This window comes from Mycobacterium sp. NGS15 (assembly GCF_059813245.1).
In genome coordinates, this window is the sequence record NZ_JCALEF010000004.1 from 130,296 (window position 1) to 154,967 (window position 24,672).

Annotated in this window: 21 protein-coding genes and 1 pseudogene; 2 read left to right on the plus strand and 20 right to left on the minus strand. The window is 65.1% G+C overall.

Features of this window, described 5'->3' with window-relative positions; translation table 11 throughout:
* The first annotated feature begins 46 nt into the window (after positions 1-46).
* The gene (locus AC5Y5C_RS11735) at positions 47-655 is read left to right on the plus strand and encodes a TetR/AcrR family transcriptional regulator (RefSeq protein WP_499972184.1); all 609 of its coding nucleotides are present in this window, start codon (positions 47-49) and stop codon (positions 653-655) included.
* Between the two features lie 14 nt (positions 656-669).
* Here the strand turns inward: AC5Y5C_RS11735 and AC5Y5C_RS11740 are convergent, their stop codons facing one another.
* The 18 genes and pseudogenes from AC5Y5C_RS11740 to AC5Y5C_RS11825 form a co-directional block, all read right to left on the minus strand.
* A complete protein-coding gene (locus AC5Y5C_RS11740; protein ID WP_499972187.1) occupies positions 670-1,650 on the minus strand; it encodes a cyclase family protein in 981 nt (326 codons plus the stop codon).
* The gene (locus AC5Y5C_RS11745; protein ID WP_499972192.1) at positions 1,650-2,195 is read right to left on the minus strand and encodes a carboxymuconolactone decarboxylase family protein; all 546 of its coding nucleotides are present in this window, start codon (positions 2,193-2,195) and stop codon (positions 1,650-1,652) included. The genes AC5Y5C_RS11740 and AC5Y5C_RS11745 overlap by 1 nt, the downstream gene beginning before the upstream one ends.
* Before the next feature lie 140 nt (positions 2,196-2,335).
* Positions 2,336-3,058, minus strand: coding sequence for a thioesterase II family protein (locus AC5Y5C_RS11750; RefSeq protein WP_499972196.1), 723 nt, complete (start codon positions 3,056-3,058; stop codon positions 2,336-2,338).
* A complete protein-coding gene (locus AC5Y5C_RS11755; protein WP_499972200.1) occupies positions 3,055-4,125 on the minus strand; it encodes an alpha/beta fold hydrolase in 1,071 nt (356 codons plus the stop codon). Before AC5Y5C_RS11755 ends, AC5Y5C_RS11750 begins: the two co-directional genes overlap by 4 nt.
* The gene (locus AC5Y5C_RS11760) at positions 4,125-4,826 is read right to left on the minus strand and encodes a 4'-phosphopantetheinyl transferase family protein (protein ID WP_499972203.1); all 702 of its coding nucleotides are present in this window, start codon (positions 4,824-4,826) and stop codon (positions 4,125-4,127) included. The genes AC5Y5C_RS11755 and AC5Y5C_RS11760 overlap by 1 nt, the downstream gene beginning before the upstream one ends.
* Entirely contained in the window at positions 4,823-5,593 is a 771-nt protein-coding gene (locus AC5Y5C_RS11765) for a 2-oxo acid dehydrogenase subunit E2 (protein WP_499972206.1), read from the minus strand. Before AC5Y5C_RS11765 ends, AC5Y5C_RS11760 begins: the two co-directional genes overlap by 4 nt.
* Positions 5,590-5,811, minus strand: coding sequence for an acyl carrier protein (locus AC5Y5C_RS11770; protein ID WP_499972211.1), 222 nt, complete (start codon positions 5,809-5,811; stop codon positions 5,590-5,592). Before AC5Y5C_RS11770 ends, AC5Y5C_RS11765 begins: the two co-directional genes overlap by 4 nt.
* Positions 5,808-7,675: pseudogene (locus AC5Y5C_RS11775) on the minus strand (HAD-IIIC family phosphatase). Before AC5Y5C_RS11775 ends, AC5Y5C_RS11770 begins: the two are co-directional and overlap by 4 nt.
* A complete protein-coding gene (locus AC5Y5C_RS11780) occupies positions 7,672-8,697 on the minus strand; it encodes a 3-oxoacyl-ACP synthase III family protein (protein WP_499972216.1) in 1,026 nt (341 codons plus the stop codon). Before AC5Y5C_RS11780 ends, AC5Y5C_RS11775 begins: the two are co-directional and overlap by 4 nt.
* Before the next feature lie 34 nt (positions 8,698-8,731).
* Positions 8,732-11,713, minus strand: coding sequence for a type I polyketide synthase (locus tag AC5Y5C_RS11785; RefSeq protein WP_499972221.1), 2,982 nt, complete (start codon positions 11,711-11,713; stop codon positions 8,732-8,734).
* A gap of 5 nt (positions 11,714-11,718) precedes the next feature.
* On the minus strand, positions 11,719-11,967 hold the full coding sequence (locus tag AC5Y5C_RS11790) for an acyl carrier protein (RefSeq protein ID WP_070922864.1): 249 nt from the start codon (positions 11,965-11,967) through the stop codon (positions 11,719-11,721).
* Between the two features lie 64 nt (positions 11,968-12,031).
* Complete coding sequence (locus AC5Y5C_RS11795; RefSeq protein ID WP_499972227.1) at positions 12,032-13,690, minus strand: acyl-CoA dehydrogenase family protein; 1,659 nt, start codon at positions 13,688-13,690, stop codon at positions 12,032-12,034.
* Entirely contained in the window at positions 13,687-15,420 is a 1,734-nt protein-coding gene (locus AC5Y5C_RS11800) for an acyl-CoA dehydrogenase family protein (RefSeq protein WP_499972229.1), read from the minus strand. Before AC5Y5C_RS11800 ends, AC5Y5C_RS11795 begins: the two co-directional genes overlap by 4 nt.
* Positions 15,417-17,162: a fatty acyl-AMP ligase gene (locus AC5Y5C_RS11805; protein ID WP_499972231.1), complete on the minus strand. Its 1,746-nt coding sequence runs from the start codon at positions 17,160-17,162 to the stop codon at positions 15,417-15,419. The genes AC5Y5C_RS11800 and AC5Y5C_RS11805 overlap by 4 nt, the downstream gene beginning before the upstream one ends.
* Positions 17,163-17,841: 679 nt before the next feature.
* The gene (secA, locus tag AC5Y5C_RS11810) at positions 17,842-20,634 is read right to left on the minus strand and encodes a preprotein translocase subunit SecA (RefSeq protein ID WP_499972233.1); all 2,793 of its coding nucleotides are present in this window, start codon (positions 20,632-20,634) and stop codon (positions 17,842-17,844) included.
* Positions 20,635-20,719: 85 nt separating this feature from the next.
* On the minus strand, positions 20,720-21,079 hold the full coding sequence (locus tag AC5Y5C_RS11815; protein ID WP_499972237.1) for a DUF2834 domain-containing protein: 360 nt from the start codon (positions 21,077-21,079) through the stop codon (positions 20,720-20,722).
* Between the two features lie 77 nt (positions 21,080-21,156).
* A complete protein-coding gene (gene hpf / locus AC5Y5C_RS11820) occupies positions 21,157-21,828 on the minus strand; it encodes a ribosome hibernation-promoting factor, HPF/YfiA family (RefSeq protein ID WP_499972240.1) in 672 nt (223 codons plus the stop codon).
* A gap of 306 nt (positions 21,829-22,134) precedes the next feature.
* Positions 22,135-22,761: a ComF family protein gene (locus tag AC5Y5C_RS11825; protein ID WP_499972243.1), complete on the minus strand. Its 627-nt coding sequence runs from the start codon at positions 22,759-22,761 to the stop codon at positions 22,135-22,137.
* 86 nt (positions 22,762-22,847) lie between these two features.
* On the opposite strand from AC5Y5C_RS11825, the gene AC5Y5C_RS11830 reads away from it, so the two are divergent.
* Positions 22,848-23,474: a hypothetical protein gene (locus tag AC5Y5C_RS11830; protein WP_499972245.1), complete on the plus strand. Its 627-nt coding sequence runs from the start codon at positions 22,848-22,850 to the stop codon at positions 23,472-23,474.
* On the opposite strand, the gene AC5Y5C_RS11835 is transcribed toward AC5Y5C_RS11830, so the two are convergent.
* Positions 23,471-24,175, minus strand: coding sequence for a TetR/AcrR family transcriptional regulator (locus AC5Y5C_RS11835; RefSeq protein ID WP_499972246.1), 705 nt, complete (start codon positions 24,173-24,175; stop codon positions 23,471-23,473). The genes AC5Y5C_RS11830 and AC5Y5C_RS11835 overlap by 4 nt on opposite strands.
* Positions 24,176-24,178: 3 nt before the next feature.
* Complete coding sequence (locus AC5Y5C_RS11840) at positions 24,179-24,592, minus strand: hypothetical protein (protein ID WP_499973139.1); 414 nt, start codon at positions 24,590-24,592, stop codon at positions 24,179-24,181.
* Positions 24,593-24,672 lie beyond the last annotated feature (80 nt).

Consider the following 24,672-nt stretch of genomic DNA (forward strand, 5'->3'; position numbering starts at 1 on the left):
GAGAGTTGCACACCGGGATCACTAACGCAACCCATGGAGGCGATTAATGGCAAATCGGCAGACTGTGCAGGGAGTACGGACCGGTGGCCGCAGTGCGCGGGTCCGCGAAGCGATACTCGATGCCGCCTTCGGCGAGCTGATCGACCGCGGATACGCCGAACTGACGGTGGAGGCCGTCGCCTCCCGCGCGGGCGTCAACAAGACCACCATCTACCGGCGCTGGCCAACACTCGAGGATCTGCTGGTGGAGGCCCTCACGACGTGGTCGCTCGAAGCCATCCCGATTCCCGAGACCGGAAACATCGAATCGGATCTCCTGGCGACCGGCCGGGAGCTCGCCGCTGTTCTCAACGACGGCGTCGGACGCCAGGTTGCCGCCCTCGTCCTCACCGCCGGTCTCAGGTCCGCGCAACTCCGCGAGGCAACCCGCAGGTACTTCGACCACCAGGTCCTACGCGCCGCTCCCGTCGTCAGGCGGGCAATCGATCGCGGTGAACTCCCCGCCGAATGCGATGTCGACATGCTCCTCACCACCTTTCGCGCGCCGCTCTTCTACCGAACGATCACGACAGGCGATCCCATCGACGACGCGCTGATCATCCACGCCACGCAGGTCACACTGACGGCCGCACGGGCGGGCCTACTGTCGGCGTAACTCCGTCGCTTGCCTCACTTGATTGCCAACGCGGACACCGGACTACCCGATGCACCGGTCAGCGGCAGCGGTGACGCCGCGAACATGAATTCATATACACCGTCGGCTTTGGTGTCCTCGGATAGCGCATCGAGATCGAACATCTCACCGAAAGCCAGACCCGTGTGCACAAGGCCAACCACGTGCAGCGGCTGCCATACATCGATCTCGTTCGGTAACACCTCAATACCCCAGGTGTCCGTGGCGACAGCCGCAATATCGTTGTCGCGCAACCATGGAGCGGTATGTAGCGACAGCCCCGGCGACGCGCCACCGGCGTAATCGCGCCATTTCTCGCGCCGGGCGGCCATGAACCCGGTACGGATGATCAGCGCGTCACCGGGCCGGATCTCCAGATTCTTCGCGGCCAGATAGCCGTCCAGATCGTCGGTGGTGATGGCATAACCAGGCTCGAGCGTCTCGATGTCCCAGTGTTCGGCAAGGTCGACGAACACGCCGCGAGTGACGATCTTTCCTGTGTAGTTCTGCACGCCGTTGCTCCGACTGCCACCGGCGCCTGCGTCTGCAACACGATGTCCGTTGTACATCTTTCCGCGCCAGAAGAAGTGGCACAACGCATCCCACTGCGTACCGGCCTGGGTGGGCATGACGAGGACATCGTCGTAGTAGCCCGCGGTGGGCTCACCGGTGGTTCTCCGCAATTCGGCCAGCGTCTGCGTCTCCACCCGCTGCTGCTCGCCAACGAGGTACCCCGGTCCCGAGGTGAGTTGGTAGAGCTGAGGATTGGCTCTGCCCAGGTAACCGTTTTGAGGTCCGTCCGTGTTATAAGCCATTGTCAACGAGATGGTTTTACCGACCCTTACCAGCGCCGCGGCTTCGCGGATCTTCTCTCCGGTGATGAGGTTGACCGTCCCCAGCTGGTCCTCCGAACCCCACCTGCCCCAGTTGGAGCACCGCTGGATGTAGCTCTCCAGGACCGCGATGTCGTCTCCCATCAGAGCCGTCCCTCCTTCACGTGCGCATCGACAGCAGACCAGTCGATGGGTCCGTCGTCCGGTTGCACTCCGAGCGATTTAAGGAACGACGCGCACAACACGTAGGTACCCGCCAGCAGAGTGATTTCGGCAATTTCGTTGTCAGGGAAATGCTTCCGCAGATCGTCCAGAGCACTCCCCTCGGCCCCGACGTTCGCAACGAGCGAGTCGACGTACCCGACCAGCGCAGTCAGGGAGGAATCGCCGAACTCCCGATGCTCCGGATCGATCAGACTTGCCAGCAGCTCCGGACTGGTTCCGGTGCGCAAGGCTTCCGCCTTATGTTGCACCAGTTGATATTCACAACCAGTGACGGCACCGACCCGAACAATGACACACTCGCGTAGCTGCGCCGTGATCTTGGCATGGCGAAAACTCAACGCGTACTTCAGATACGGGACCGTCTGTCCCTGCGTGTGCAGCATCATCCGCGTCAGGTTGATCGGAAATAGCTCGTACTCCGACTCTTTCTCGTCATCGAGCTCCGGGTATGGAAAAGCTGTCACAACAACCTCTTTCCATGAGCGTCCGCGTTGGCACCGAATCGCCACCCCTCGGCGCTTATTGCAACGATTCGTTGCTATGAGGACAGATTCGCACACCACCCCCCTTTAACGCAACCATTAGGGGCGATTAATCGCCGTCGTTACGACACCGCACGGACGGTCTGTTTACCTGCCGCAGCCGTCGCCAATGCAAAGACCCGGTGACGCAGCGCCACCGGATCGGCGTCGAAAAAGTGGCCGCCCGGGTGGTACTCGATGGTCACCCGCTCACCCAGCTCACCCCAACCCGTGGTCTGTTCGGGCGTGACGAGACGATCGCCTTCCGCGCCAATCACATGCACCGGGATGGCCAGCACGTCATCGGCATGGTCGTGCTCATAGACACCGCATATTCGCAGATCGTCGCGAATGACCGGCAGCATCGGCGCAAGCCATTCGGGACGTTTGACCAGATCCGCCGGCACCCCACCGATCGCATTGAGCAGCTGCACCAACTCCCGGTCTCCCAGGCTGTCCACATCGATCGACGGCCTCATCCGGGGTGACCAACTGGCAGCCACGATCAGTGCTGCCGGAGCCGGATGATCTGAATTCCGCGCCAACCGTCGCGCCATCAGGTAGGCAAGCAACCCGCCCATGCTGTGGCCATAGAGCACGTACGGCTCACGGAAGTGCTCCTCGTACTCGGCGAGCAGATGATCGATCAATTCAGTCGTCGACCTGTGAATGCGGCGGCCCGTGATGGGGCGCGTAGTCGGCAGCGCGACCGGGACGATGTCAAGCGCCGGGCCTGCGGCGTTCTGCCAGGAACGGAAGGCGCTGGCCGCGCCGCCGGCGTGATGGAAGCAGAGCAGTCGGGTCATGCCAAAGTCCTCTCAGATCTGCGCAATTGCGTGGCGAATCGTGCGGCACCGGCCAGCAGCGGCCGGTGCGACGAGCTGAACTCTGCCAACGCCGCGAGGGTGAGCAGCCGCGTGTCGAGCAGATGATGCGGCGATCCGTGCACATCGTCATAAGCGACCACACGCGCCGAAGGCACCGCCGCGCGCAACAACAATGGGTCCGCGGCCGGCAGGATCTCGTCCCGCAGACTTGCCACCGCGGTGACCGGCACGTCGATGGCGGCGAGCTCGCTGTCCTCGAGCGCGAGCGGGGCCAACGTCTCTGGCAGCGCCTGTTCCTCCATGCGAGTCGTGACGGCCAGCGCGTCCTTGGTGGTCTGCGGCACCCGCGGCCACCATTCCCCGTCCTGGAAGAAGTGGCGGATCGGTGGCCCCACCGACAGCAGACCACCGATGCGGGAATCGCGTGCGGCCGCCTTCAGCGCGACGGTGCCACCGAAGCTCATGGCCATCGCGAACGCCGACTGGAACGGCTGCCGACCGGCCGCCGAATCCAACAGGGCGCTAAACCGTTCGGGCGCGTCCAATCCGTAGGCGACATCGTGCTCACCCACGCCGGGCAGTTCGGTGAGTAGAACTGCCAACCCCAGCCGCCGGCCGAGACCGAACAGCGAGAACCACTGTTCCTTGATGCTGACGATGCCCCCGCACACGACCAGCAGCCGCGGCGTATCGGCCGAGTCCGGAGCAGGGCGGTACCAGGCGGCCGAGTCGCCTAAATCGAGTCGCGCGATCCCTTGATCAGCTGCGATATCACCGGCAATGGCGACGCAACGAGCGTGCGCAATGTGCCCGTCGGGTGTGCTCGCGAAGGGAAATCGGGCAAGGTTCAGCCGCGCCATCGCACCGGCTTGATCGCCGCGCGCATCCCGCGCCGCCGCCGCACGGGCCCACGTGGTGGCCCACCCCTGCGGGCCGTCGTCGAGGGAATCGATGCTCAGCAGAATTCGGTTGATCTCACGTGACGGGATGCCCTGTGCGCGGCCATGTAACCGCACCAGCTCGGCACGTTCGCTCAGTTCGTGCATCAGTCCTCCTCCTTGCTCGCAATCGCCACCCGATACCCACCACCGCTGAACGCATAGATCCGCCAGCTCTGGTCGCGGTCATCGGCGACGGTGCCACGCCGGGTGTCGGCGCGTAGCGACGGAAAGGCGGTGCGCAATCCGGTCCCCATGGCCTTGGTGGTCGCTTCCTTCCACGTCCACAGCTCAAGCAGCAACCGCTGACGTTCGGTGGGCCGCGCCCGCTCGTACTCGCCTAACTCCTCGTCGTGGCAGATCGCCCTGGCGAAGTCGGCGGTGTCGAGATTGCGATCCTGCGCCTCAACATCCACGCCCACAGGACCTCGCGTGCTCACCGCCATCACCGCTGAGCCGCGCGTATGCGAGAGGTTCGCGTCCACTACCCGGCTGCAGCGCGATCCACGGACCACAAAACTGGGCCGCCCCAGCGGGCAACGACGCAGCTCGATGTCCTCCACCGGCAGATCGGCTACCCGGGCCACCACCGCCTTCGCGAAATGCCGGGTCGCAGCGAAACGAGCCCTGAAATCCTCCGATCGCGCATCCCGCCACCGCGGATAGTCGCAATCGAGAAGGCGTGTCAGGGAACGGTGCGAGGTCGGCTCAACCATCCAGTGCGCCACCTCGGCACGGGCCACGAACACCCCGTCGGTCACCTGGGGTATCGACGTACCCGAGGCGGGCAAGGTGACCTGGCCGATCACGGGTGGACCCCGGCGCGCAGGACCTCGGCCAGCGCGGTGAGCACGTCGGCTGCCGCCGCACCGTCGAGCGCGCGATGATCGAACGTAAGGCTCACCGGCAGCACGGACCGCGCCTGCACCGTGTACCCCCCTTTACCGTCGGACACACACACAGGCCGGGGCACGATCGCCCCCATCCCGATGGTCACCGCGGTGCCGCCATCGGAATGGAACGCGTGCACATCGGCATGCCCCAGACTGCTTAGGGCCACGGTGCCCAGCACGCCTGAACGCCTCGACAGCCGCGTCGCAAACGCGAAGGCCAATGTGCCCAGCGCCGGCGGCAATCGGTCAAGCAGACGCGATCCGGCCAGATCGTCGAGCTCGGCGGCAGGCGTATCACGAAGCCTGTTGACCTGAGCCTGAATCGCATCCAGGTCCAGCGCCGCCACATCGCGAATGACTGCCGAAGCCACATGGCGGACGCCACCATCGGTCTTGTCGAGCGCGAGCTTCACGTCGACCGAGCCGTACTGCGCGATTCGCGGAGCCAGCCAGGACCCACCCACCGCGACGTTGCCCTCCGGGTGCTTGACGAGCGCCTGGCCGAGCGCGGCGATCATGTACGTCACATAGGAGTATCGCCGGGGCGCCGCAGCGCGACGCTGCACCAGCGTGGAGACGTCGACATCAGTCGACAAATGCACCGGGGCGGTCGGCCTGATCGCCCGCAGGAATGCCAGGGTGTGCCGTCGCCGCGGCGGCACCGGCACGACGGTCGTACTCACGCGGGAACCGCCAGGCGGATTGCATCGAGGCTGGTAGCCTCCAACATCGCCGATATCGGCATGGTGCGGCCAGTTTGCTGTTCCAGCGCGGTGATCAGCTTCAGCAGATACACCGAGTCCCAACCAGACACCTCGTCCAACGGCGTTGTCAGGTCGGCTAGCTGGATGTCTAGACCGGTCTGGTCGATTACCACAGTGTGGAAATCGTTCTCGTTCACGGCTTCTCCTCTTCGATCAAACGACGGTCAATGTCAGGTGCGGAATGGCATCGGGCAGAGTGGCCAAGTCGCGGCGGTACGTGGTGTGGCCGCCCACATCCTCGGTTTCGTCGGCGCCGGTCACCGCGAAGCCCGCACGCCGGAAAAAGTCGGCAGCCCGACCGTTCTTCGCCGTCCGTATGAAAGTCCCAGAGGCCACACGGGCGCCACGGCCGACCCCCTCGGCCAGCACAGTGCGCAATGCCGCCGACTCGACGCCTCTACCCAGAACTCGGCACGACATCGCAAAGTTCACGATGTCCAGCCGACCCTCGCGGATCTCGGCGAACAGCGCACCCACCAAGCCGTGGTCACCGAACCTGTCGGCGCAGCGAATGGTCTTGACGATCGAACCCGGGCGGGCCAGGAACGCCTGCACGGCAGCCGGATCCAGCCTCAGCGTGGTCAGGTTGTACTGATTCGTACGCAGTGTGAGCTGCGAAAGCCTGTCGACGTCGCCCTCGTCGGCAGCAGCGACGGTGACCTCGGTCTGTAGACCGGCCAGATAGTCCTCGACCGCGCCCACGGTCTGCCGAAAGCTGACGCGCTCCGCCTCCGCTCGGTAGCGCTGCGGCCGAGCACGATCGTCGTCGGTCAGCCGCAGTGTGGTGAAGACACCGTCGCGCAGCAATGCCGGCACAGTTCGTGCGGGATCGTCTGGATCGGCGGCAACGGTCCGCACCTGTGGATGCGCGGCGCGCACCGACCCGCGCTCCGAAGCGTTGTCATCCACGAATACCAGCGAGTCCATGCCGATGTTGAGGGTCTGCGCAATCCCGGCGACGTTGCCCGGCTTCGGATCCCAGTTGGCGACGATCACCGCGAAATCCTCGACACCGAGCCGCACCCCGGGGTGCTCGGCCAACGCCTGCCTGACAAACTCGTCGTCGTTCTTGGAGGCAATGGCCAACAGCACCCCCTGGGAGGACAGTTGCCGTGCCGCGTCCTGGAAGTCGGCAAAAGCCTCTCCCACGCGGCCGTCCCCACTGACCACACCCAGGGGGCCGGCATCGGCCAGCACACCGCCCCATGTGGTGCCGTCCAGGTCCAGAACCAGGCATTTGGAGGTCCGGCCGAGCTGTGCGGCCACCACGGCGGCGACCTCGCGGGCGTACGCCAGCAACAGTGGATCGGTAAACCGTGAGCGCGCGTAGGCAGCCATCCGGGGATCGGTGGCAGCGGCCGGGGCGAATGCCGCTAGCTGGTACATGTCCACGGCCACAAGGCCGGAAATCTCGGTACCGGCTTCCAGGAGTCGCTGATTCGCACGTGCCCACGCAGCCGTCAATCGGGTGCGGGCCGGCAGGTCGAGCAGCATCGCCGAGCGTTCCGGGGGCAGTAGCAGCGTGGGAAGGACAATCGGGGTTGACGAGTGCCCCCGAAAGACCCTGATCGCCGCGAGCAGCTCATCGACAAATCCGGTGACGACATCGTCGGCAGATTCGGAAGTGAACGGAATCGCCACGCGTTCGAATACCGAAGCACCGTCCGGCAGCAACACCACGACGGTGGTGTCTGGATTCCCCAGCGGGCTCTGCGGGTCGAGCAGTTCGGGGACGATGCGCCCGTAGTCGCCGAGCTCGACTGTCGCCGCCACTCCGCGAGCTGCCAAGGCTCCCTGCAGCGGCGCCCTGATGGGGCCCAGCGTCGATGTTCCGGCGACGGCAACATGTGCGGTCGGGGTTCCCGCCGGGACATCGTCGAGGGCCAGCCTGCGCAATGCCGCGCCCGCCCGTCCGACGGCGTCGTCACCCGCTTCGACGAGGGACTCCACGACATCGGGAAAGGCCACCGCGCGCGACACAGTGGCGGTATCGGCGCTCATGCGACACCCTCCAGAACCATGCCGCCCTCGATCCACTTGCTGGATTCGATGGCTACGACAGCCGCACGCTCACCGGGGCGCACCTCCCGACTCAGTGCATCAATCTGCAAGAATGGCAATGCATTTCCGTTGTTGCCGGTTTCGGCCACCACCGAGATCTCACGACTGTTCGATGCTATGTCCATCTGCTTGACCACGCGCTGGGTCATCTTTCCGCTGAGCTGCGGCGGGAGCAGGTAGTCGAGATCTTCCCGCTGCAGTCCCGCTGTGGCGAGCAGATCCGTGAGCACAGCTTTGGACAGCAGTGGGACCCAGTGTTCGATCGCTTTGTAGTCCTCGTTCAAACCCGGTTGTTCCAGGTGCCGGTCAGCCAGCCCGAACCACTCGATCTGCTGACCAGGATCGCGACCGAGACCGCTGAACCGATTCACCAGCGCGGTGATTTCCAGCTGTGCATCGGTGTCGTCCAGCGAAAGCACCGCGGCGCCCGCCCCATCACCGAACAACACGAAGTTGACGAGTTCCGACGGAGGCATCGCGGAGCTGGACTCACGGTCGAGCGGTAGGTGCTTGTAGCAAGCGTCGGCGCCAATCACCAGGCCCAGCGGGCGTTCCTCGGTGAGCAGGTGACTTCCCACGTCGAACGCCGCCACCGCACCAGAGCATCCGGACTGCAGCTGGAACGTGGGAATCCGGTCCAGGCCAAGGGCGTCGGCGACGAGGTTGGCCGAGGTCGGCATCAGATGGTCGGGGGTGGCGGTGCCGAGCACCAGGAAACCGATCTCGGACGGATCGATATCCGCACGACTCAGCGCCTGACGAGCAGCGCTGGTGGCCATGTCTGCGAGCGAATGTGTCTGCTCGCCGGTTGCAAGATTGATCCCGAAATGCCTTGTGCGGGTTCCGACAAAAGCGTCGATCCATTCCGGCTGGGCACCGATGCGCTCACACAGCGACCGGTTGTCGATCGCAGGGCCGGGAAGCGCGGTGCCTGTGCTGAGAATGTACGTTGTGCGGCTCATGTCTCCTCTTATCTGTGCGATATCGATGCGGCGATCAGATGCCAACGCTGGTGCGCCCGGGGTCCGCTACGCCCGCCGTCCCGGCGACGAGCTTCGTGAGATCGGCAATGGTGGTCAGGTTGTCCTGGATTGCCACCGGGTCGAGGCGCGGCATATCCAGCTCGTTGACTATGCGGTCGGCGAACTGCATCGCCTGCACCGAGTCGAAGCCCAGATCGTCGCGCAGATCCGCGGCAGCGTGTAGTGCCTCCTCACGGTGGCCACCGACATCGGCGAGGACTCGGATCACGGCGCGGTGCACCAGTCCCGCCTCCGACTCCAGCTCACCACTGGGCGCCAGTTTCTCCCCGGCGGCTTCGTGCACGCGAACCGTTGTAGTGCAAACGCTTTGGGTATGCGCAACCGGTCCGGCGGTCGCGGCGGAGGCAAAGAACCGCTCCTCGTCGGCGAAGACGTACCCGGGAAGGCGAATGACCACCCGGTCGTGCTCGGCGTACAGCGGATGCCAGTCGATATCCACCCCTCCTTGCCAGAGCGTTGCGAGCGCATCGGCGAGGTCGAGACCCGTGGCGGCAGAACCGGGTATCGGTGCGATGCGCTGGGCCTCCGGCACCAGATCAGCCGCCGCCAGCAGGCCCAGAAGGGTAGCCCGGGGGCCGATCTCGATGATGTGCGACGGTTCCGACTCGGCCAATGCCCTTGCAGCACCGAGGAAATCGACAGTTCCGAGCAGCTGGGCACGCCAGTAGTCTCCAGTGAAGTCGGCCGCCTCAGCCAGGGTGCCAGTGACAGACGAGATGACAGTCGGGGCACCCGGCCCCTCGGTCGGCCGCGGTGCCGCTGCGGCGAGGTCGCCTGCGACCGGCTCCATCGCCGGCGAATGGAAGGCATGCGAGACGATCAGCTCTCGGGTGCGCACTCCTCGTTCGCTCAGCTTGTCGGCGACCTCCGCGATGTGATCCACCGGTCCCGAGAATGTCACACTCTCGGGACCGTTGACCGCCGCCAAGGCGACTGGGCCCGAAACGAACTCGGCAGCGTCTTGTACCGATAGCCGTGCCGCAAGCATCGTGCCACCGGTCGGCAGAGCACCCATCAGGGCACCGCGCTTGACTACCAACGCCGCGGCCGCTGCGGGATCCAGCACACCGGCGGCCGCACAGGCGGCAATCTCCCCCACGCTGTGTCCCAGCACCACATCTGGACGCACGCCATGAGCGGCGAATGCCGCCGTCAGGGCGTACTGCAGTGCGAACAGCGCGGGTTGCGCCACTCCGGTGTCATCGAGCGACCTTCCGAGGTGGTCCTCGCCGATCTCGATCGCCTGCACCACCGAGCCGCCAAAGTGCGGCTCAAGCAATGCATCGGCTTCGGCCAGCGCCGCGGCGAAGCCCGCATGCTGGTCACGCAGCACCAGGCCCATCTCACGGTACTGCGACCCCTGGCCGGTGTATACGAACGCGATGCGCGGCCGTCGGCGCCGGGTCCGCTCGCTACGCCGCGCTAGGCGATGCAACGCCACCTCGGTTTCTCCAGCAAGGTCGGCGCCGTCGCGCGTCACCAGCGCTATGCGCTGCGTCCCACCGGATTTAACCTGATTCGTGGAATAGCAATAGCGCGGCCAATGGTCGGTATCGCCGAAACCCGCGACCAGTCGGCCGAGATTACGGCGCAGTGCGGCGGCGTCATTACCCGACACCGTCAGCACCCCGATGCCCCCGGGCCGGATCGGTCGTCGCACTCGCGGCGCCGACCCGATGACCACATGCACATTGGTCCCGCCGAGGCCGAAGCTGCTGACACCCGCGAGAAGGTCTCCGCGAGGCAGTTTCTCAGCCGATACCGCGAGCTTGAGATTGCGCTCAGCCAGATTCAGTGCCGGGTTCTCGTCATCGGCGAACAGGCTCGGCGGCACCGTGCGGTGATGGATCGAAAGGCATGCCTTGATGAATCCGGCGATTCCCGCTGCACCCTCGGTGTGCCCGATGTTGCCCTTCACCGATCCGACCACCAACGGCGCGCGGCCCGCGCGATCTCCGCAGGTCGCGCCGAGGGCCTGTGTCTCGATCAGATCGCCCAGGTTCGTGCCGGTGCCATGTGCCTCGACGAAATGAAGATCGGCACCGGTGCGGCCGGCGTTTCGCAGCGCGGCAGCGATCACCCGTTCCTGCCCGCGGCGGGTGGGCGCGGTGATGCCATTGCTGCGGCCGTCCTGTCCGACAAAACTGCCCCGAACGGTGGCATACGGCACGGGGGCGTCAACGGGACGGTCCTCCGATCGGCGCAGTACGACCACGCCCACACCTTCGCCACGGCCTATGCCACCACCGGATTTCGCGAATGGCCGGCAACGTCCGTCGGGTGCCGATAAGCCCGCCTGCGTGTAGAAGATCGACAGGACCGGCGTGAGCATCAGGTTGACCCCGGCCACGATCGCCAGGTCGCATTCACCGGCCCGCAACGCGCCGGCCGCGAGGTGCACCGCAGTGAGGGAAGACGAGCACGCCGTGTCTACCGACATGCTCGGGCCCGTCAGGTCCAGCGCGTACGACACCCGGTTGGCCAGCATGCAGTAGCCGTTGCCGACCCCCCGCTGCGGTGTCATACCGGCATAGTCGGTCAGATGCAGCGCACCCCAATCACTCGACATCACACCGACAAACACCCCGGTGGTTGAGCCCCGCAGCGATTGCGGATCCACTCCGGCGTCCTCGAGCGCGTGGTACGCGGCCTGCAACACCAGGCGCTGCTGAATATCGGCGGCCGCTGCTTCACTCGGGGCTATCCCGAAGAACCCGTGATCGAAGCGCTCAGGGTCGTCGATGAAGGCCCCGTGTCGCGTGTTGATCTTTCCCGTGCCGTATGGCGGTGTCGAGGACATGAAATCATCTGCCCACCAACGCTCTTCAGGAACAACACACGTTCCGTTGCGGCCACGTAGCAGCAGATCCCAGAAGGCAGCCACCCCATCGGCTCCGGGGAATCGGCATGCGATCCCTGTGACGTCGATTTCCATGGCACCTACGCCTTCGCGCGCAGCAGAGTGTCCAAATGATCGGACATGGCGTCAACAGTCGGATAGTCCCATGCAAGGGTAGGTTCCACCGTAAGGCCGAACTCGTCCTCGATCTCACCGCAGAGCGTCAGGGCGTAGACCGAATCCAGTCCGTAGTCGGCAAGGCTTCGGTCACGATCAACCTGGTCGGCGGTAATCGACAAGTAGCCGGCGATCTTTCCGGCGAGCCAATCGTCGAGAGCGGGTGCGGTCATCGTTTCCTCTTTCGGTTCGGTTTCGGTTCGGTTTCGGTTCGGTTTCGGTTCAGGCGAATTCAGCTCACAGGGCAGGAATCGAGCGGGGAACGTTATGCCCGTCGAGCAACAACGATCGCGAGGACGTCACGTGACGGTCGATCCGCTGCATGACCACGTCGACATCGTCGGGGTCGACCACCGCGCGACCGCGCCGGTGCGCGGTGACCGCCGCGATTGCGATCCGCACCCAGGCGTCCGCGAACTCGGTCCGGTCGGATTCCCGCGCAGCCAGCGCGGCACCGATGACGAATCGCTTCGTGAACTGCTCGGTCACGTCGAATGCGGCAGGCGGCGCGGTGACACCCAGCGCGGACGCTGGCATCGCCTCCGCCGCACTACGTAACCGTTCCAGCGTCCTCGCCTGCTCCTCGATGAGGTCACCCGCACCGGCGGCGGCTGGTAGCGGTGTGGCGGCGGGCGTCCACGAGACGATGGGATCCGGTGCGCCACTGCGCAAGACCAACTGCGAGAAGTCCAACCGCGGCAGCCGGTCGGTCCATGCGGGAAGAGTAGCGGCGGGCACCGCCTGGAGCAGATGGCGGACTTGCGGGAGCAGCGCGAGCAAGCAGGAGGTACTGCCGGCGTGTCCGATACCCACCGGGGCCAAGTCCCGGTAGTGCTTCCCGAAGAGCGCAAATGGTCCGGTACGCAGATAGAACCGCGCGCCCAGCACCACTGCGAGGTGTTCCATCGCGTACTCAAGCAACAACGGCGCCGCGTATTTGACGGAGGCCGCCTGCGCCCCCGCGTGCCGCGGTGCAGTGTGCAGTCCCATCGCCGCCGCTATCACGGCAGCCTCCACTGCCAGCAGCAGTGACTGCGCGATGGCGAGATTCGTTCGAGCGTGCGGGATCTGGTCGACACGACGGCCGTACACGACGCGCTGACCGGCGAAGGAGGCCGCTAGATGCAGCGCAATGTCCACCGGGCCGAGACCCGCACCTGCCATCACCACCCGGCTGACCTGGAACGACTTCAGCGCGATCTCGATACCGTGCCCGTCGGCACCGATACGGTCTTCGGCCGGCACCGGGTGGTCGGTGAACTCCAGACCGCCGAGGTGCGCCGTTCGCAGTGCCGTGGTGCGGAACCGATCGAGCCGCCTGACGTTGTCGAGGTCCACCAGGAACAGCGAATGGCTCCGCCCCGGGCGGTCCGAGGTGCGGGCGAAGACGACGGCCGTACTCGCGCGGTCCGCGTTGTTGATGACCTCCTTACGCCCGGAAAGCCGGTAGCCACCGATCGCCGCGTCCGCACGAACCTCGTTGGCCGCCATGTCATTTCCGTGGTCGAGTTCGTGATATGCCACCGACAGAGGCCCGCCCGTCAGTACCTGATCTGCAACCTGATGGCGCTGGCGGTCGTCTCCGCTGTGCCACACGTTGAGCGCCGCCATTAGCGTGGTGACGCCGAACCCGAGACCCAGTCCCATGTCGCGCCCGAACACCGGCGCCAGCGCGTGCACCAGCGATGGGATGGCGACGAGGTCACCGCCGAGCTCGGCCGGCACGAACATGCGCTGCAATCCGTGATCGGAGAGCAGCTCATAGGTGGCCACGGCGCGCTCGGCGCGCTCATCGGCCGCCAGGATCGCGGTAGCGCCGTGCGGGTTCGCCGGGCAGAACGGATCACCCAGCGCCTCATCCAGATCGGTTGTCGCAGTGGATATCGTGGCGGTCATACTCGATCTCCCGTCTCGCTATCGTCCAGGTCGGCCAACACGCTGAAACCCCTATCCGCGGAGTTCAGCGTCTCGAGTGCGGCGATGGCGTCGGCGTGGTCGGCGTCAGGCCCGGACGGCGGCGCAGCGGGATCAGCCCCGGCGAGTGCCCGGGGCAGCGTCAGCCGCAGCCACAGCCCGTCCTGCCACAGCGGCGAATCGACAGTCCCCGCGTAGGCGAGATAGACATGCACCGCGGCGGCGCCGGCGATTACCGCGGCAAGGCGCTCGGCGAGCACGAAGCTCGCGTTCGGTGTCTCTGCAGGGTTGCGAGGCGCATCAGCCGCCTCCCGCAGGATGTTCCGCGAAACGGTGACGAGCGCCGACGCCGTGCGCCGGCACTCCTCGGGCAGATCGTGCCTCTCGAGCTGGACGACCGCATCGCCAAGCGCACGCAGTAGCGTCGATCCGGACCGGCTCATGAGCGACAGCCTGCGTAGGTCCGCTTCGGGCGCCGACGCGATCACGGACGCAGAGTCAGCGGGCAGGTCGTCGCGGACGATCACCGGGAACTGGGCGATCAGGGTGGTGAGGTTGACCACGGTGTTCCCGTCGAACAGGGAAACAATGCGATGGTCGCGTTCCACCCGGCTCAACGACGGAGCGCTTGAGTCGTCGGAGTCGAGCACCGCCCGCGCCCCGACGAACGAGCGCAACGCAGCCAGCAGCGCCTCGGTGCGGGTCGGTACCAGGTATTTGGCCGCGGCGGCATGTAGCGAGAGCTCGACGGGCAGGGTGTGGATCGAACGGATCGCGGCACACGTGGTTACCTCGTTGAGCAGGTGATCGGCGAGGGCGTCACTGAGCACTCGTCTCGCCTGCGGTAGATCAATCAGTCTGCGCCCGTAGAGTTCTCGTTCGACCGCGAACGAGACGGCCGTGTGCAGTCCACGCTCGGCGGCACCCACCGACAGACTGCAGCACAGGGTGCGTGTCAGCTGCAGGGCCTTCATCACGTTTTCCAGGCCGCGTCCGGGTTCGCTCAGGATGTCAGCGTCATCGACCGGCACCCCGTCGAATTCGATACCGGATATGTCGGCACCACGGATGCCGTGAGTGAGTTCTTTGGGCAGGTGACGAAACGTGGACCGTGCTCCGCTTCCGGACACTGCCGTCTTGTCGACCAGCACAAGATCGAATCCTCGGGGTCCGCCCGCCGCGGAAGTGCGGGCGATCGCCACCACGGCACCGCCGCGGGTGGCGTTGTTGATCAGCCATTTGGCACCCGTCAGCAGTCCGTCCTCCACGGCGACGTCACCACCGAGCAGATCCGAGCCGTGTTCACGCTCGGTCAGGCCCCAGCTGACCGGCACTCCTGTCCGAACCAGTTCAGAGACGCGGGCGCGCTGGTCCCCGCTCGCACCGATCCAGGCTGTCGCAGCGCCGAGGAAGGTCTTGGCGTGCGCGACCGCCAGCGTCACGCTGCGGCGAGCCAACGTGCGGATGAGTTGAGACACCTCAAGATAGTCGGTGAGACGGCCGCCGTCGGCCGCCGGTACGTAGTGCTCGGCGACGCGGAGACGGTCCAGGATCGCCACGGCGTCCGCCGGAAACACGTCGTCGCGATCCTGTGCCGCCAGCACCGCGAAGCCTGCGGGGTTGATGGGGTCGCGGGGGTCACCCAGGGCCGCCTCGACCGCCTCGACAATGTCGAAGCGCCGCGCTGCCGCGCGCGCGATCGACGTCGTCACCGGACGACATCCCCACCGGCGGAGGCGAACCGCAGATCCTCGAACACCGCGATTCGACCCTGCTCGTACGAGGCACGCATGTGGGTCCGGCGGATCTTGCCGCTGGTCGTACGGGCCACTTCGCCCTTGGCCACCAGCACCAGATCGCTCAGCGGTGTGGCGAACTCGGCGAACACCGCGCTGCGCACCGTAGTGAGCACGTCGTCCAGGGAGGCATCACCGAGATTCTCCGGGCGGATCTCGTGGACCAGGACGAGCCGCTCTGGGACACCTACCGCAAACGCGGCGCCCACGCCGCGCGCCAGCGCTGGAGCGGCGGCACGCGCGGTCGCCTCGATGTCATGGGCGTAGAGATTGCGGCCGTTGACGATGATGACGTCCTTGGTGCGGCCGGTGATGAAGAGGTTTCCATCCACCAAGGTGCCCAGGTCGCCAGTGCGCAGCCAGCCGCCGGTACCGCCGATCGGTGTCGCTTCGAAGATCTCGGCGGACAACTCGGGAAGGTTCCAGTATCCGGCGGCCACACTCGTTCCGCGCAACCAGATCTCACCGATCTCACCGTCGGGACGCGGTGCACCATCGGTACCGATGACCGAAACTTCGATACCACCGACGCGACCGCTGGCAACCAGCACCCGGGACCGCGGCGTACCTTCGGCGGCAGCGACCAACCGATTGTCGGCAAGTGCCTCACCGTCGACAACGGCAGTGGTGACCGGGGTGTCGTGGGGGTCGCCGGTCACGAACAACGTGGCCTCGGCGAGCCCGTACACCGGGGTCACCGCATGCTCCGCGAGCCCGAACGGAGCCAGCAGCGTGGTGAACCGCTCGATGGAAGCCCACTGCACCGGCTCGGACCCGTTGAGCAACGACCGCACCGAGGACAGATCGACGCCGGCGAGCGCCTCGGCCGTGCACCGGCGCGCCACCAGGTCGAAGGCGAAGTTGGGTGCCACTCCGATCGTCGCCCGGTACTTCGACAGCGCACGGATCCACTGGATGGGGTGCTTGATAAACGTCACGGGTGACAGGAAGCGTGAAGTGCCACCGTAGAAAAGCGGCCAGAGCAGCATGCCGATCAGTCCCATGTCATGAAACTGCGGAAGCCAGCTGAGCATCGAAAATGACTGGTCCCCCTCAATGCGGGCGCCGAGTTCCTGCTCGTTGTGGACGAGGTTCCCGTGGGTGACTATGACGCCCTTCGGCGCGCTAGTCGAACCTGAGGTGTACTGCAGAAAGGCAGTGTCGAACGGGGCCGACCGCGCCGGGACGAATTCGTGCCCCTGCTCGACGGGAATCGCATCGGTGGCGACGATCGCGATCGGCGTGGGCAGGGCGTCGGCCCACCCGGCGATCAGCGGCGCAACCGACGACTCTGTCAGCACGACGCGCGTGCCCGCATCCGCGATGATCCCGGCAAGACGGTGTTGCGCCTTATCACGACCGTCCGGCAGTGGCGCGGGAACGGCGACGACCCCCGCAGCCAAGCAGCCGAGGAACGCCGCGACGAAGGGCAGCCCGGGCGGATACAGCAGCAGGACGCGGTCCCCGGGCGCGAGGTCTTCACGAAGGTGCGCAGCCACGGCAGTGGCATGGCTTACGAGTTCGGCATAGCTCCACGCGCGCTCGGTCAGTTCGCCGGCACCTTCTTCCAGGTAGCCAAGGGCAATACGATCCGGTTGCCGGACAGCCCATTCGGTGACGGTGCTGAAGTAGTCGGTGAATTCGTGCGTCGTCTGCATGCTGCTTTCTGCCTTTCCGTTCCTCTGATGTGTCTGGCTCGCGATGAATCGACATTCACCGAATAAGTGGGAGCTCCTCGCAACGCCTAAGCGGCGGAATCTGTTGGCAATAGCCAGGTTTCATCAATCGAATGCCTCGAGATGGCCATGGAGACCCGCACTTCCGAGGCGCAACACGAGCAGCAGACGGCCTACGCGGGTTGCTATCACGCGCCGCCACTTCAGCTTGGTGTGCCATTCCAGAGCGTCCTTTGACCGAGGCCAACCCCACTGCGCTGTGGAAGTACTTACCGATCGCCCAGGAGTTAGACCTAGCCAGCAGATGCCCGGGAACCTTTGCCCCGACTGCCCTACCGACCACTCCCGATGTTCACATCTTACGGCGATCGTTTTCTAACGCGAACACTAACGCACGTGCTCTATCGCGGCAACCCATAACAGGAACATCATTCAAAGGTGCCGCTGAGATGCGGTTTAGCCTTGATCAGCGGAGATTTTCGGCGGTAGCAGCCGCCCACAAGGAACCGCATGGCCGTGTGTGATCACGGAGATGGACTCAGCGCGATGAGTCAACCGGTACGTGACAGCGTTGCGGCGTGTCGAGGAGCCTGCCCCAACAGGGCCGCTCACCAGCCCTACTCATCCGGCCGGCCATCCGCGTACCTGACTCCGAGCGCCGCTAGCGCTTGCGGCGCGACCGCGGCGGCTTGGAGGTGCGGCCCGCGTTGCGCGCCGCTTCCCGGCGCTCACGCCGCGTGCCACCGCCCGAGGCCGAGTCACCACCACCGTTTTCATGCCGGGATTGCGCTGAACCGTCTTCCGCCGGTCCGGAGTAGGTCAGCTCCGGCGTGGACTCCTCAAGCCCCTTCGCCCGAAGCTCCCCTTGCGCGGCTTGCGCTGCGGCAGAAGCGAACTCGGCCAAACCTTCGGGCGCGGCCTGCGGCGCAACTGTTCCCTCGGCCGGCTGCTGAACCTCGACATTGATATTGAACAGGAAGCCGACCGACTCTTCCTTGAGGCCGTCGAGCATGGCAGTGAACATGTCGTAGCCCTCGCGCTGGTACTCCACCAGCGGATCGCGCTGCGCCATCGCGCGCAGACCGATGCCCTCTTTGAGGTAGTCCATCTCGTAGAGATGCTCGCGCCACTTACGGTCGATCACGCTGAGCAGGATGTTGCGCTCCAGCTGGCGCATCGAGCCCTCGCCGGCCAACCCGTCGATCTCGGCTTCCCTTGCCTTGTATGCCTTCTTGGCGTCGTCCAGCAGCGCCGCCTTGAGATCGGCGGGGCTCAATTCGTCGGCCTCACCGTACTTGTCGGACTCGATGAGCTCCTCGGGCTTCACGCTCACCGGGTACAGCGTCTTGAGCGCGGTCCACAGGGCTTCGAAATCCCAGTCCTCGTGATAGCCGTCGGCCGTGGCACCGTCGACGTAGGCGGCGATGGTGTCGGTGATCATCTCCTCGATCTGCGGCTGCAGATCCTCGCCGTCAAGGATGCGGCGGCGCTCGGCATAGATGACCTTGCGCTGCTGGTTCATCACCTCGTCGTACTTGAGGACGTTCTTGCGGACCTCGAAGTTCTGCTGCTCGACCTGGGTCTGCGCACTCTTGATGGCGCTGGTCACCATCTTGGCTTCGATCGGCACATCATCGGGGACGTTCATTCGCGTCAGAATCGTTTCCAGCGCAGCACCATTGAAGCGTCGCATCAACTCATCACCCAGTGACAAGTAGAAGCGAGACTCGCCCGGGTCACCCTGACGTCCGGACCGACCGCGCAGCTGGTTGTCGATACGACGCGACTCGTGTCGCTCGGTACCCAGCACGTACAGGCCCCCGGCCTCCTGGACCTCCTTGGCCTCGACCTCGGCGGCGTCCTTGAACTTCTGCAGCGTCGCGTCCCAGGCATCCTGGTACTCGTCCGGGGTCTCCACCGGGTCCAGGCCCTGTTCGCGAAGATGCGTGTCCGCCAAGAAGTCCGGGTTACCACCCAGCACGATGTCGGTGCCCCGGCCGGCCATGTTGGTGGCCACCGTGATGGCCCCCCGGCGCCCTGCCTCGGCGATGATGCGGGCTTCCTGCTCGTGATACTTGGCGTTGAGCACGTTGTGCGGAATGCGGCGCTTGGTGAACTGCCGTGAAAGGTATTCGGAGCGCTCGACACTGGTCGTACCGATCAGGACGGGCTGGCCCGCCTCGTACCGCTCCACCACATCGTCGACGACCGCGATGTATTTGGCTTCCTCGGTCTTGTAGATGAGGTCGGATTGGTCCTTGCGGACCATCGGCCGGTTGGTCGGGATCGACACCACACCAAGCTTGTAGATCTCGTTCAGCTCGGCCGCCTCGGTTTGGGCGGTACCGGTCATACCAGCGAGCTTCTCGTAGAGACGGAAGTAATTCTGCAGGGTGATGGTGGCGAGTGTCTGGTTCTCCGCCTTGATCTCCACCCGCTCCTTGGCCTCGATGGCCTGGTGCATGCCCTCGTTGTAGCGCCGGCCCAGCAGCACACGACCGGTGAACTCGTCGACAATCAGCACCTCGCCGTCGCGGACGATGTAGTCCTTGTCCCGGTTGAACAGCTCCTTGGCCTTGATGGCGTTGTTCAGGTAGCTCACTAGCGGCGAGTTCGCGGCCTCGTACAGGTTGTCGATGCCCAGCTGATCCTCGACGAACTCGACCCCGACCTCGTGGATGCCGATGGTGCGCTTGCGGATGTCCACCTCGTAATGGGTGTCCTTCTCCATCAGCGGGACGATACGAGCGAATTCGGGGTACCAGTTCGAAGCGCCGTCGGCCGGGCCGGAGATGATGAGCGGGGTACGGGCCTCGTCGATAAGGATCGAGTCAACCTCGTCGACGATGGCGTAGGCGTGTCCGCGCTGCACCAGCTCGTCGAGCGAATGGGTCATGTTGTCACGCAGGTAGTCGAAGCCGAACTCGTTATTGGTGCCGTAGGTGATGTCGGCGTTATACGCCTCGCGGCGCTCCTGCGGGTTCATCTGCGACAGGATCACGTCGACCTTCAGGCCCAGGAAGCGGTGCACGCGGCCCATCCACTCCGAGTCACGTTTGGCCAGGTAGTCGTTGACGGTCACGACATGCGTGCCCTTACCGGCCAGCGCGTTGAGGTATGCCGGCAGCACACAGGTGAGGGTCTTACCTTCACCTGTCTTCATCTCGGCGACATTCCCGGCATGTAGCGCGGCGCCACCCATGACCTGCACATCGAAGTGGCGCTGGCTCAGCACCCGCCACGAGGCCTCGCGAGCGACGGCGAAGGCCTCGGGCATCAGGTCATCGAGGGTCTCGCCCTTCTCCAGGCGCGCCTTGAACTCGCCGGTCTTGGCCTGCAACTCGGCATCGGAGAGCTTCTCGACGTCATCGGACAGGGTGTTGACGTAATCGGCCACGCCCTTGAGACGCTTGACCATGCGACCTTCACCAAGGCGCAGCAACTTCGACAGCACGTCAATATCCCCTGTACTCGTTAGGACTTGTCAGACTTCAGCGAGTCCCATCGTAGGCGTCGCCCGCACCAGCTTCCCCGAGCAGTCACTCTTGGGCGGCGGTTGTGCCGCCCCCCAGTGCCGCCAGGCGCCGCTCGCGGGCGATGAGGAACAACGGGAACGCGACGCTGATGGCGACCAGGAAGCAGAGCGCGACGTATGCCCAGATGTACTTGATACCCAGCCGTCGGGTCTCGACAACCATGAGGACGAGGGCTGCGATCGTGAGCAGCATCAGGTCATTGGTCAGGGAGCCGGCGACGTGATTTGCATACGCACTGGTCACAACGTCGGCCAGCTTCCCGCCGGACAAGATGTACGCGATGTTGTGCCACCAGGTGGCAACCAAGGCGATCAGTGCGATCGCGCCGTACAACGCACAGAGGCTTCGCCGAGCGGTACTCACGGACGAAGTATGCGACGTGAAAGGGCCCCCACACCAGACCTGGGTGCGGGGGCCCTCGGCGCGGTTGACCGCGCGCCCTACTCCCCGAGGCGTATCAGGCCGTAGTCATACGCGTGTCTCCGATACACCACGGACGGGCAACCGGAGGATTCGTCGTGAAACAGGAAGAAATCGTGACCAACCAGTTCCATTTCGTATAGCGCGTCGTCGACCGTCATCGGCTTGGCGGGGTGTTCCTTGGTCCGCACGATCTGACCCGGGCCATGTCCGTCGTCGACCTCGGCACCGTTGTGACTGTGTGCGCCATTCACTGCGGCGGGAGGTGTGAAGGCATCGGCGGGGAGAACCTTGGTGGCCTCGGCGAGCGATACCGGCGTCTTGTCTCCGTAGTGAACCTTGCGGCGGTCACGGCCTCGGCGCAATCGGCTCTCCAGCTTGGCGACGGCGGCTTCCAGAGCGCTGTGGAACGTGTCGGCACATGCCTCGCCCCGGACGACCGGTCCCCGGCCCCGCGCGGTGATCTCCACGCGCTGACAGACCTTCTTCTGGCGACGGTTCTTTTCGTGTTCGAGTTCTACATCAAAGAGATAAATGGTTTTGTCGTAACGTTCCAGACGGGACAGTTTGTCGTTCACAAAAATTCGGAAGTGATCGGGGATTTCTACGTTTCGGCCCTTGACCACGATATCGGCCTGGGCCGTCCGCTCCCCGTCCTCGATAGCAACGGATGCCTTTGATGTGCTTGACAACTCATACCTCCGGTACTGAGAGTGCGCTTGCGCTCAACCCATCCGCTAGGGACTAAAGATGTTGGCGACGCGCATGTTTGATGTTTGAAGTACGCCGGAGTCGCCTGAAACGCTGAGACGGCAGCCCGCCGGCGCTGGGGTCGGTAACCACCTCCTCCGCCGAATAGGACGCAGGCGTTCCGTGTTGTCCAGCGGTGTGATCGCCCAAACGCGGAACGTTCATAGCTTGTTGGCCCCGACGGTAGTCCGTGTTCACTCGCCTTGCCACCGATTCGTGAGAGTCGTTTCGAGATCGTCATACGATCTTCAGGAGTACGTCAGCGTGAGCACAGCAGCGACCCGAAATCCTGCGGATTTCAACACTCTGACCGATTCGGCAATGGTGGCCCCGGTGGTTACGACATCGTCGACCAGGACCAGTTCCGTGTCCGGCCGCTGCGGGGCCCGGCGCAGCCCGACACGTCCGGCCACGTTGAGCTGTCGGGCCGAAACGGACAGTCCCACCGAATCTCGCGCACCCATCTTCATACGCAGCAGGGACGCAACGTGCACGCCCGGAATCCGGGTGGCCACCATTGCCACGGCGGTCACCGGGTCTCCGCCGCGCCCACGCGCCGCGCTCCACCGAGTGGGAGCGGGAACCAACGTCACCGGCTGCTCGACGAAGTGCCAGCGCAGCAGCTGACCCACGCCCCGGGCCAGCGCCACCCCCAGCGGCACGGTGAGGTCGCGCCGGCCGCGGTCCTTCATCGTGACGATCGCCTGCCGCCGGGCTCCCGCATACCGCCCGAGGGACAGGACGGGCACACCCGGGTCGACCCGCGTCGTCACCACCACGGGCTCCGCGGTGAACGCGCACGCGCAGGCTTCGCACCAGCGGGTGGCTGGCGCCCCGCAGCCGCCGCAGGCCAGCGGCAACATCAGATCGAGCATGCATTGACTGTGCACGCAGGGTCCGACATCGCACCTTCCAGTAATTTCCGCGTTCCGCAGGTGCGCTGTGGTGGTATCAATTCCCCATGTCGACAGACCCCGCCGACGAGAGCATCCCGTCACGAGCCCTGGGATTGATGACGGGCCCGCTGGCACTTCTCGTCATCGCTTTTAGTTTCTCGCCGTGGTGGGGTATCTCCGCTGATATCGGAACATCGGAACCCGTCACCGTCACCGGCGTTGGCCAGGTAGCCGGCGATCCATCGTTTTCGTCACTGTCCAGCGCGGCCGGACAACCAGGGGTCGCGACCGCCGTCGCGGGCATTCTCATCCTGGTGATCGCCGCCATGTGGACTCGCGGCCATTTCGGTTGCGTGCGTTCACTTCTGATGGCCTGCGCACTGGCCACCTCGGCTGCCGCACTAGCCGGTCTCGTGCCGATGTGGCGGGCGTATGTGGCGGAGAACGTTCTGGACGCCATTGGTCTCGCACCGCTGCTCAAGTTCCGGGACCATTACGGGGACATTCTCTTCACGGCATACGGCACCGTGGTTACCGGCATCGCCGCATCGGTGATCGCGATCCTCACCGCAGTAAGCGCGGCACGCGCGCACGCGGCGTGGCGCGTGCCGATCGCCCTTGTCGTTGGTCTCGCCGTCGGCACAGGCCTCGCATTCGCCATCCATGCGGGCATGCCGCTGCGCCCGAGCTAGTAGCTCCGCGGGAATGCAGCGACCAGCCTCTCGATCTGACTCCGATCCAGTACCTCCACCGTCCCATCAGGCAGCCCAAGAATCCGGTCGGTGGCGACGCCGTAAAGCCGCTGCCGCTGAACCGCGGCATCGATCGCGTCGGCGCGCGCATGCGCATCGGGCGCAGCGACGATCCGTTGCACCGTGGCGCCCATATTGGCCGCGAAGCCCTGGATCATGTCACCGACGCCCTCGGGATCGAATGTCTCGAAGACTCCCTTGGCGACTCCTCGCGCGATCACGTCGGTGAGCACCGGCCGAAACTTGTCCTCCCAGATCGCCGAGATCCTGCGCAGCAGCGACTGATTCTCCGGCCGCAACATCGACATCATTGCCGCGATGCTCTCCGGCGCGCCAAGAGCCATTTTGACCTCGTAGCTGGCGCGCAGGCCGGCGTTCAGCCGCTCCAACGCGCCCATCCCCTGCTCGGTGAACACGGGGCTCAACGCCTCGAAGGCCTGGTCCGCGCTGCGCTCCGCCAGTGCGGCCACCAGGGCCTCCTTTGAGGAGAAGTAGTGGTAGAAAGCACCTTTCGAAATCCCGGAGGTGGCGATGAGATCGTTGAGGCTCACCTTGTCGTAACCATGCTTCAGAAACAGGGCCATGGCCAGATCGAGCAATTCGGTCCGGCGCAGCTCCGGATGTTTCACCACACGCGGCATGGGTCAGGGCTTCTTGATCCAACCGACGTAACTCAGATATAGACCCACGACCGCCAGGAACACGAAGAAGGCACGAACCGGCCCGACCGCGGGCACCGAGGCGTCGACGCCCCTCTGCATCAGCTGCGGGAATGCCAACAGCACAAATCCCCGGAGTGCCAGAAACCAGCCGAACAGCGAGATGATCACCGGCGCCACGCCCCGCCAAAACTGGTGGAAGGCGATGATCATCAGCCCACAGAAGAGCAGCAGGGCGCCGAAGAGCCACGCCCACATGGGGTCCTTGAAGAAGCTGTCGCTGAGGAAGCCGGGCCCACCCACGCGAATCGCGATGATGGTGGTGACCGTGGCGACGAATGGACCGATCACCCGCGCAAACGCGCGCGTGCGCTGGGCCGGTTCAATCGCGGTGGACATGCTGGTGGACATGGTGGTGGACGCAGTAGTCATGTCGTGGGTCCCTTCCGGATGGCGTGATTAGACCACTGGTCGGTATG

Excerpts from the sequence above, each read along its gene's own strand:
- AC5Y5C_RS11805 (WP_499972231.1), bottom strand. The coding sequence starts at position 17,162 with ATGCAGACGACGCACGAATTCACCGACTACTTCAGCACCGTCACCGAA.
- AC5Y5C_RS11840 (WP_499973139.1), bottom strand. The coding sequence starts at position 24,592 with ATGTCCACCGCGATTGAACCGGCCCAGCGCACGCGCGCGTTTGCGCGG.
- AC5Y5C_RS11780 (WP_499972216.1), bottom strand. The coding sequence starts at position 8,697 with ATGAGCCGCACAACGTACATTCTCAGCACAGGCACCGCGCTTCCCGGC.
- AC5Y5C_RS11835 (WP_499972246.1), bottom strand. The coding sequence starts at position 24,175 with ATGCCGCGTGTGGTGAAACATCCGGAGCTGCGCCGGACCGAATTGCTC.
- AC5Y5C_RS11785 (WP_499972221.1), bottom strand. The coding sequence starts at position 11,713 with ATGGAAATCGACGTCACAGGGATCGCATGCCGATTCCCCGGAGCCGAT.
- AC5Y5C_RS11830 (WP_499972245.1), top strand. The coding sequence starts at position 22,848 with ATGTCGACAGACCCCGCCGACGAGAGCATCCCGTCACGAGCCCTGGGA.
- AC5Y5C_RS11755 (WP_499972200.1), bottom strand. The coding sequence starts at position 4,125 with ATGCACGAACTGAGCGAACGTGCCGAGCTGGTGCGGTTACATGGCCGC.
- AC5Y5C_RS11735 (WP_499972184.1), top strand. The coding sequence starts at position 47 with ATGGCAAATCGGCAGACTGTGCAGGGAGTACGGACCGGTGGCCGCAGT.
- AC5Y5C_RS11825 (WP_499972243.1), bottom strand. The coding sequence starts at position 22,761 with ATGCTCGATCTGATGTTGCCGCTGGCCTGCGGCGGCTGCGGGGCGCCA.
- AC5Y5C_RS11740 (WP_499972187.1), bottom strand. The coding sequence starts at position 1,650 with ATGGGAGACGACATCGCGGTCCTGGAGAGCTACATCCAGCGGTGCTCC.
- AC5Y5C_RS11795 (WP_499972227.1), bottom strand. The coding sequence starts at position 13,690 with ATGACCGCCACGATATCCACTGCGACAACCGATCTGGATGAGGCGCTG.
- AC5Y5C_RS11750 (WP_499972196.1), bottom strand. The coding sequence starts at position 3,058 with ATGACCCGACTGCTCTGCTTCCATCACGCCGGCGGCGCGGCCAGCGCC.
- AC5Y5C_RS11790 (WP_070922864.1), bottom strand. The coding sequence starts at position 11,967 with ATGACCGCACCCGCTCTCGACGATTGGCTCGCCGGAAAGATCGCCGGC.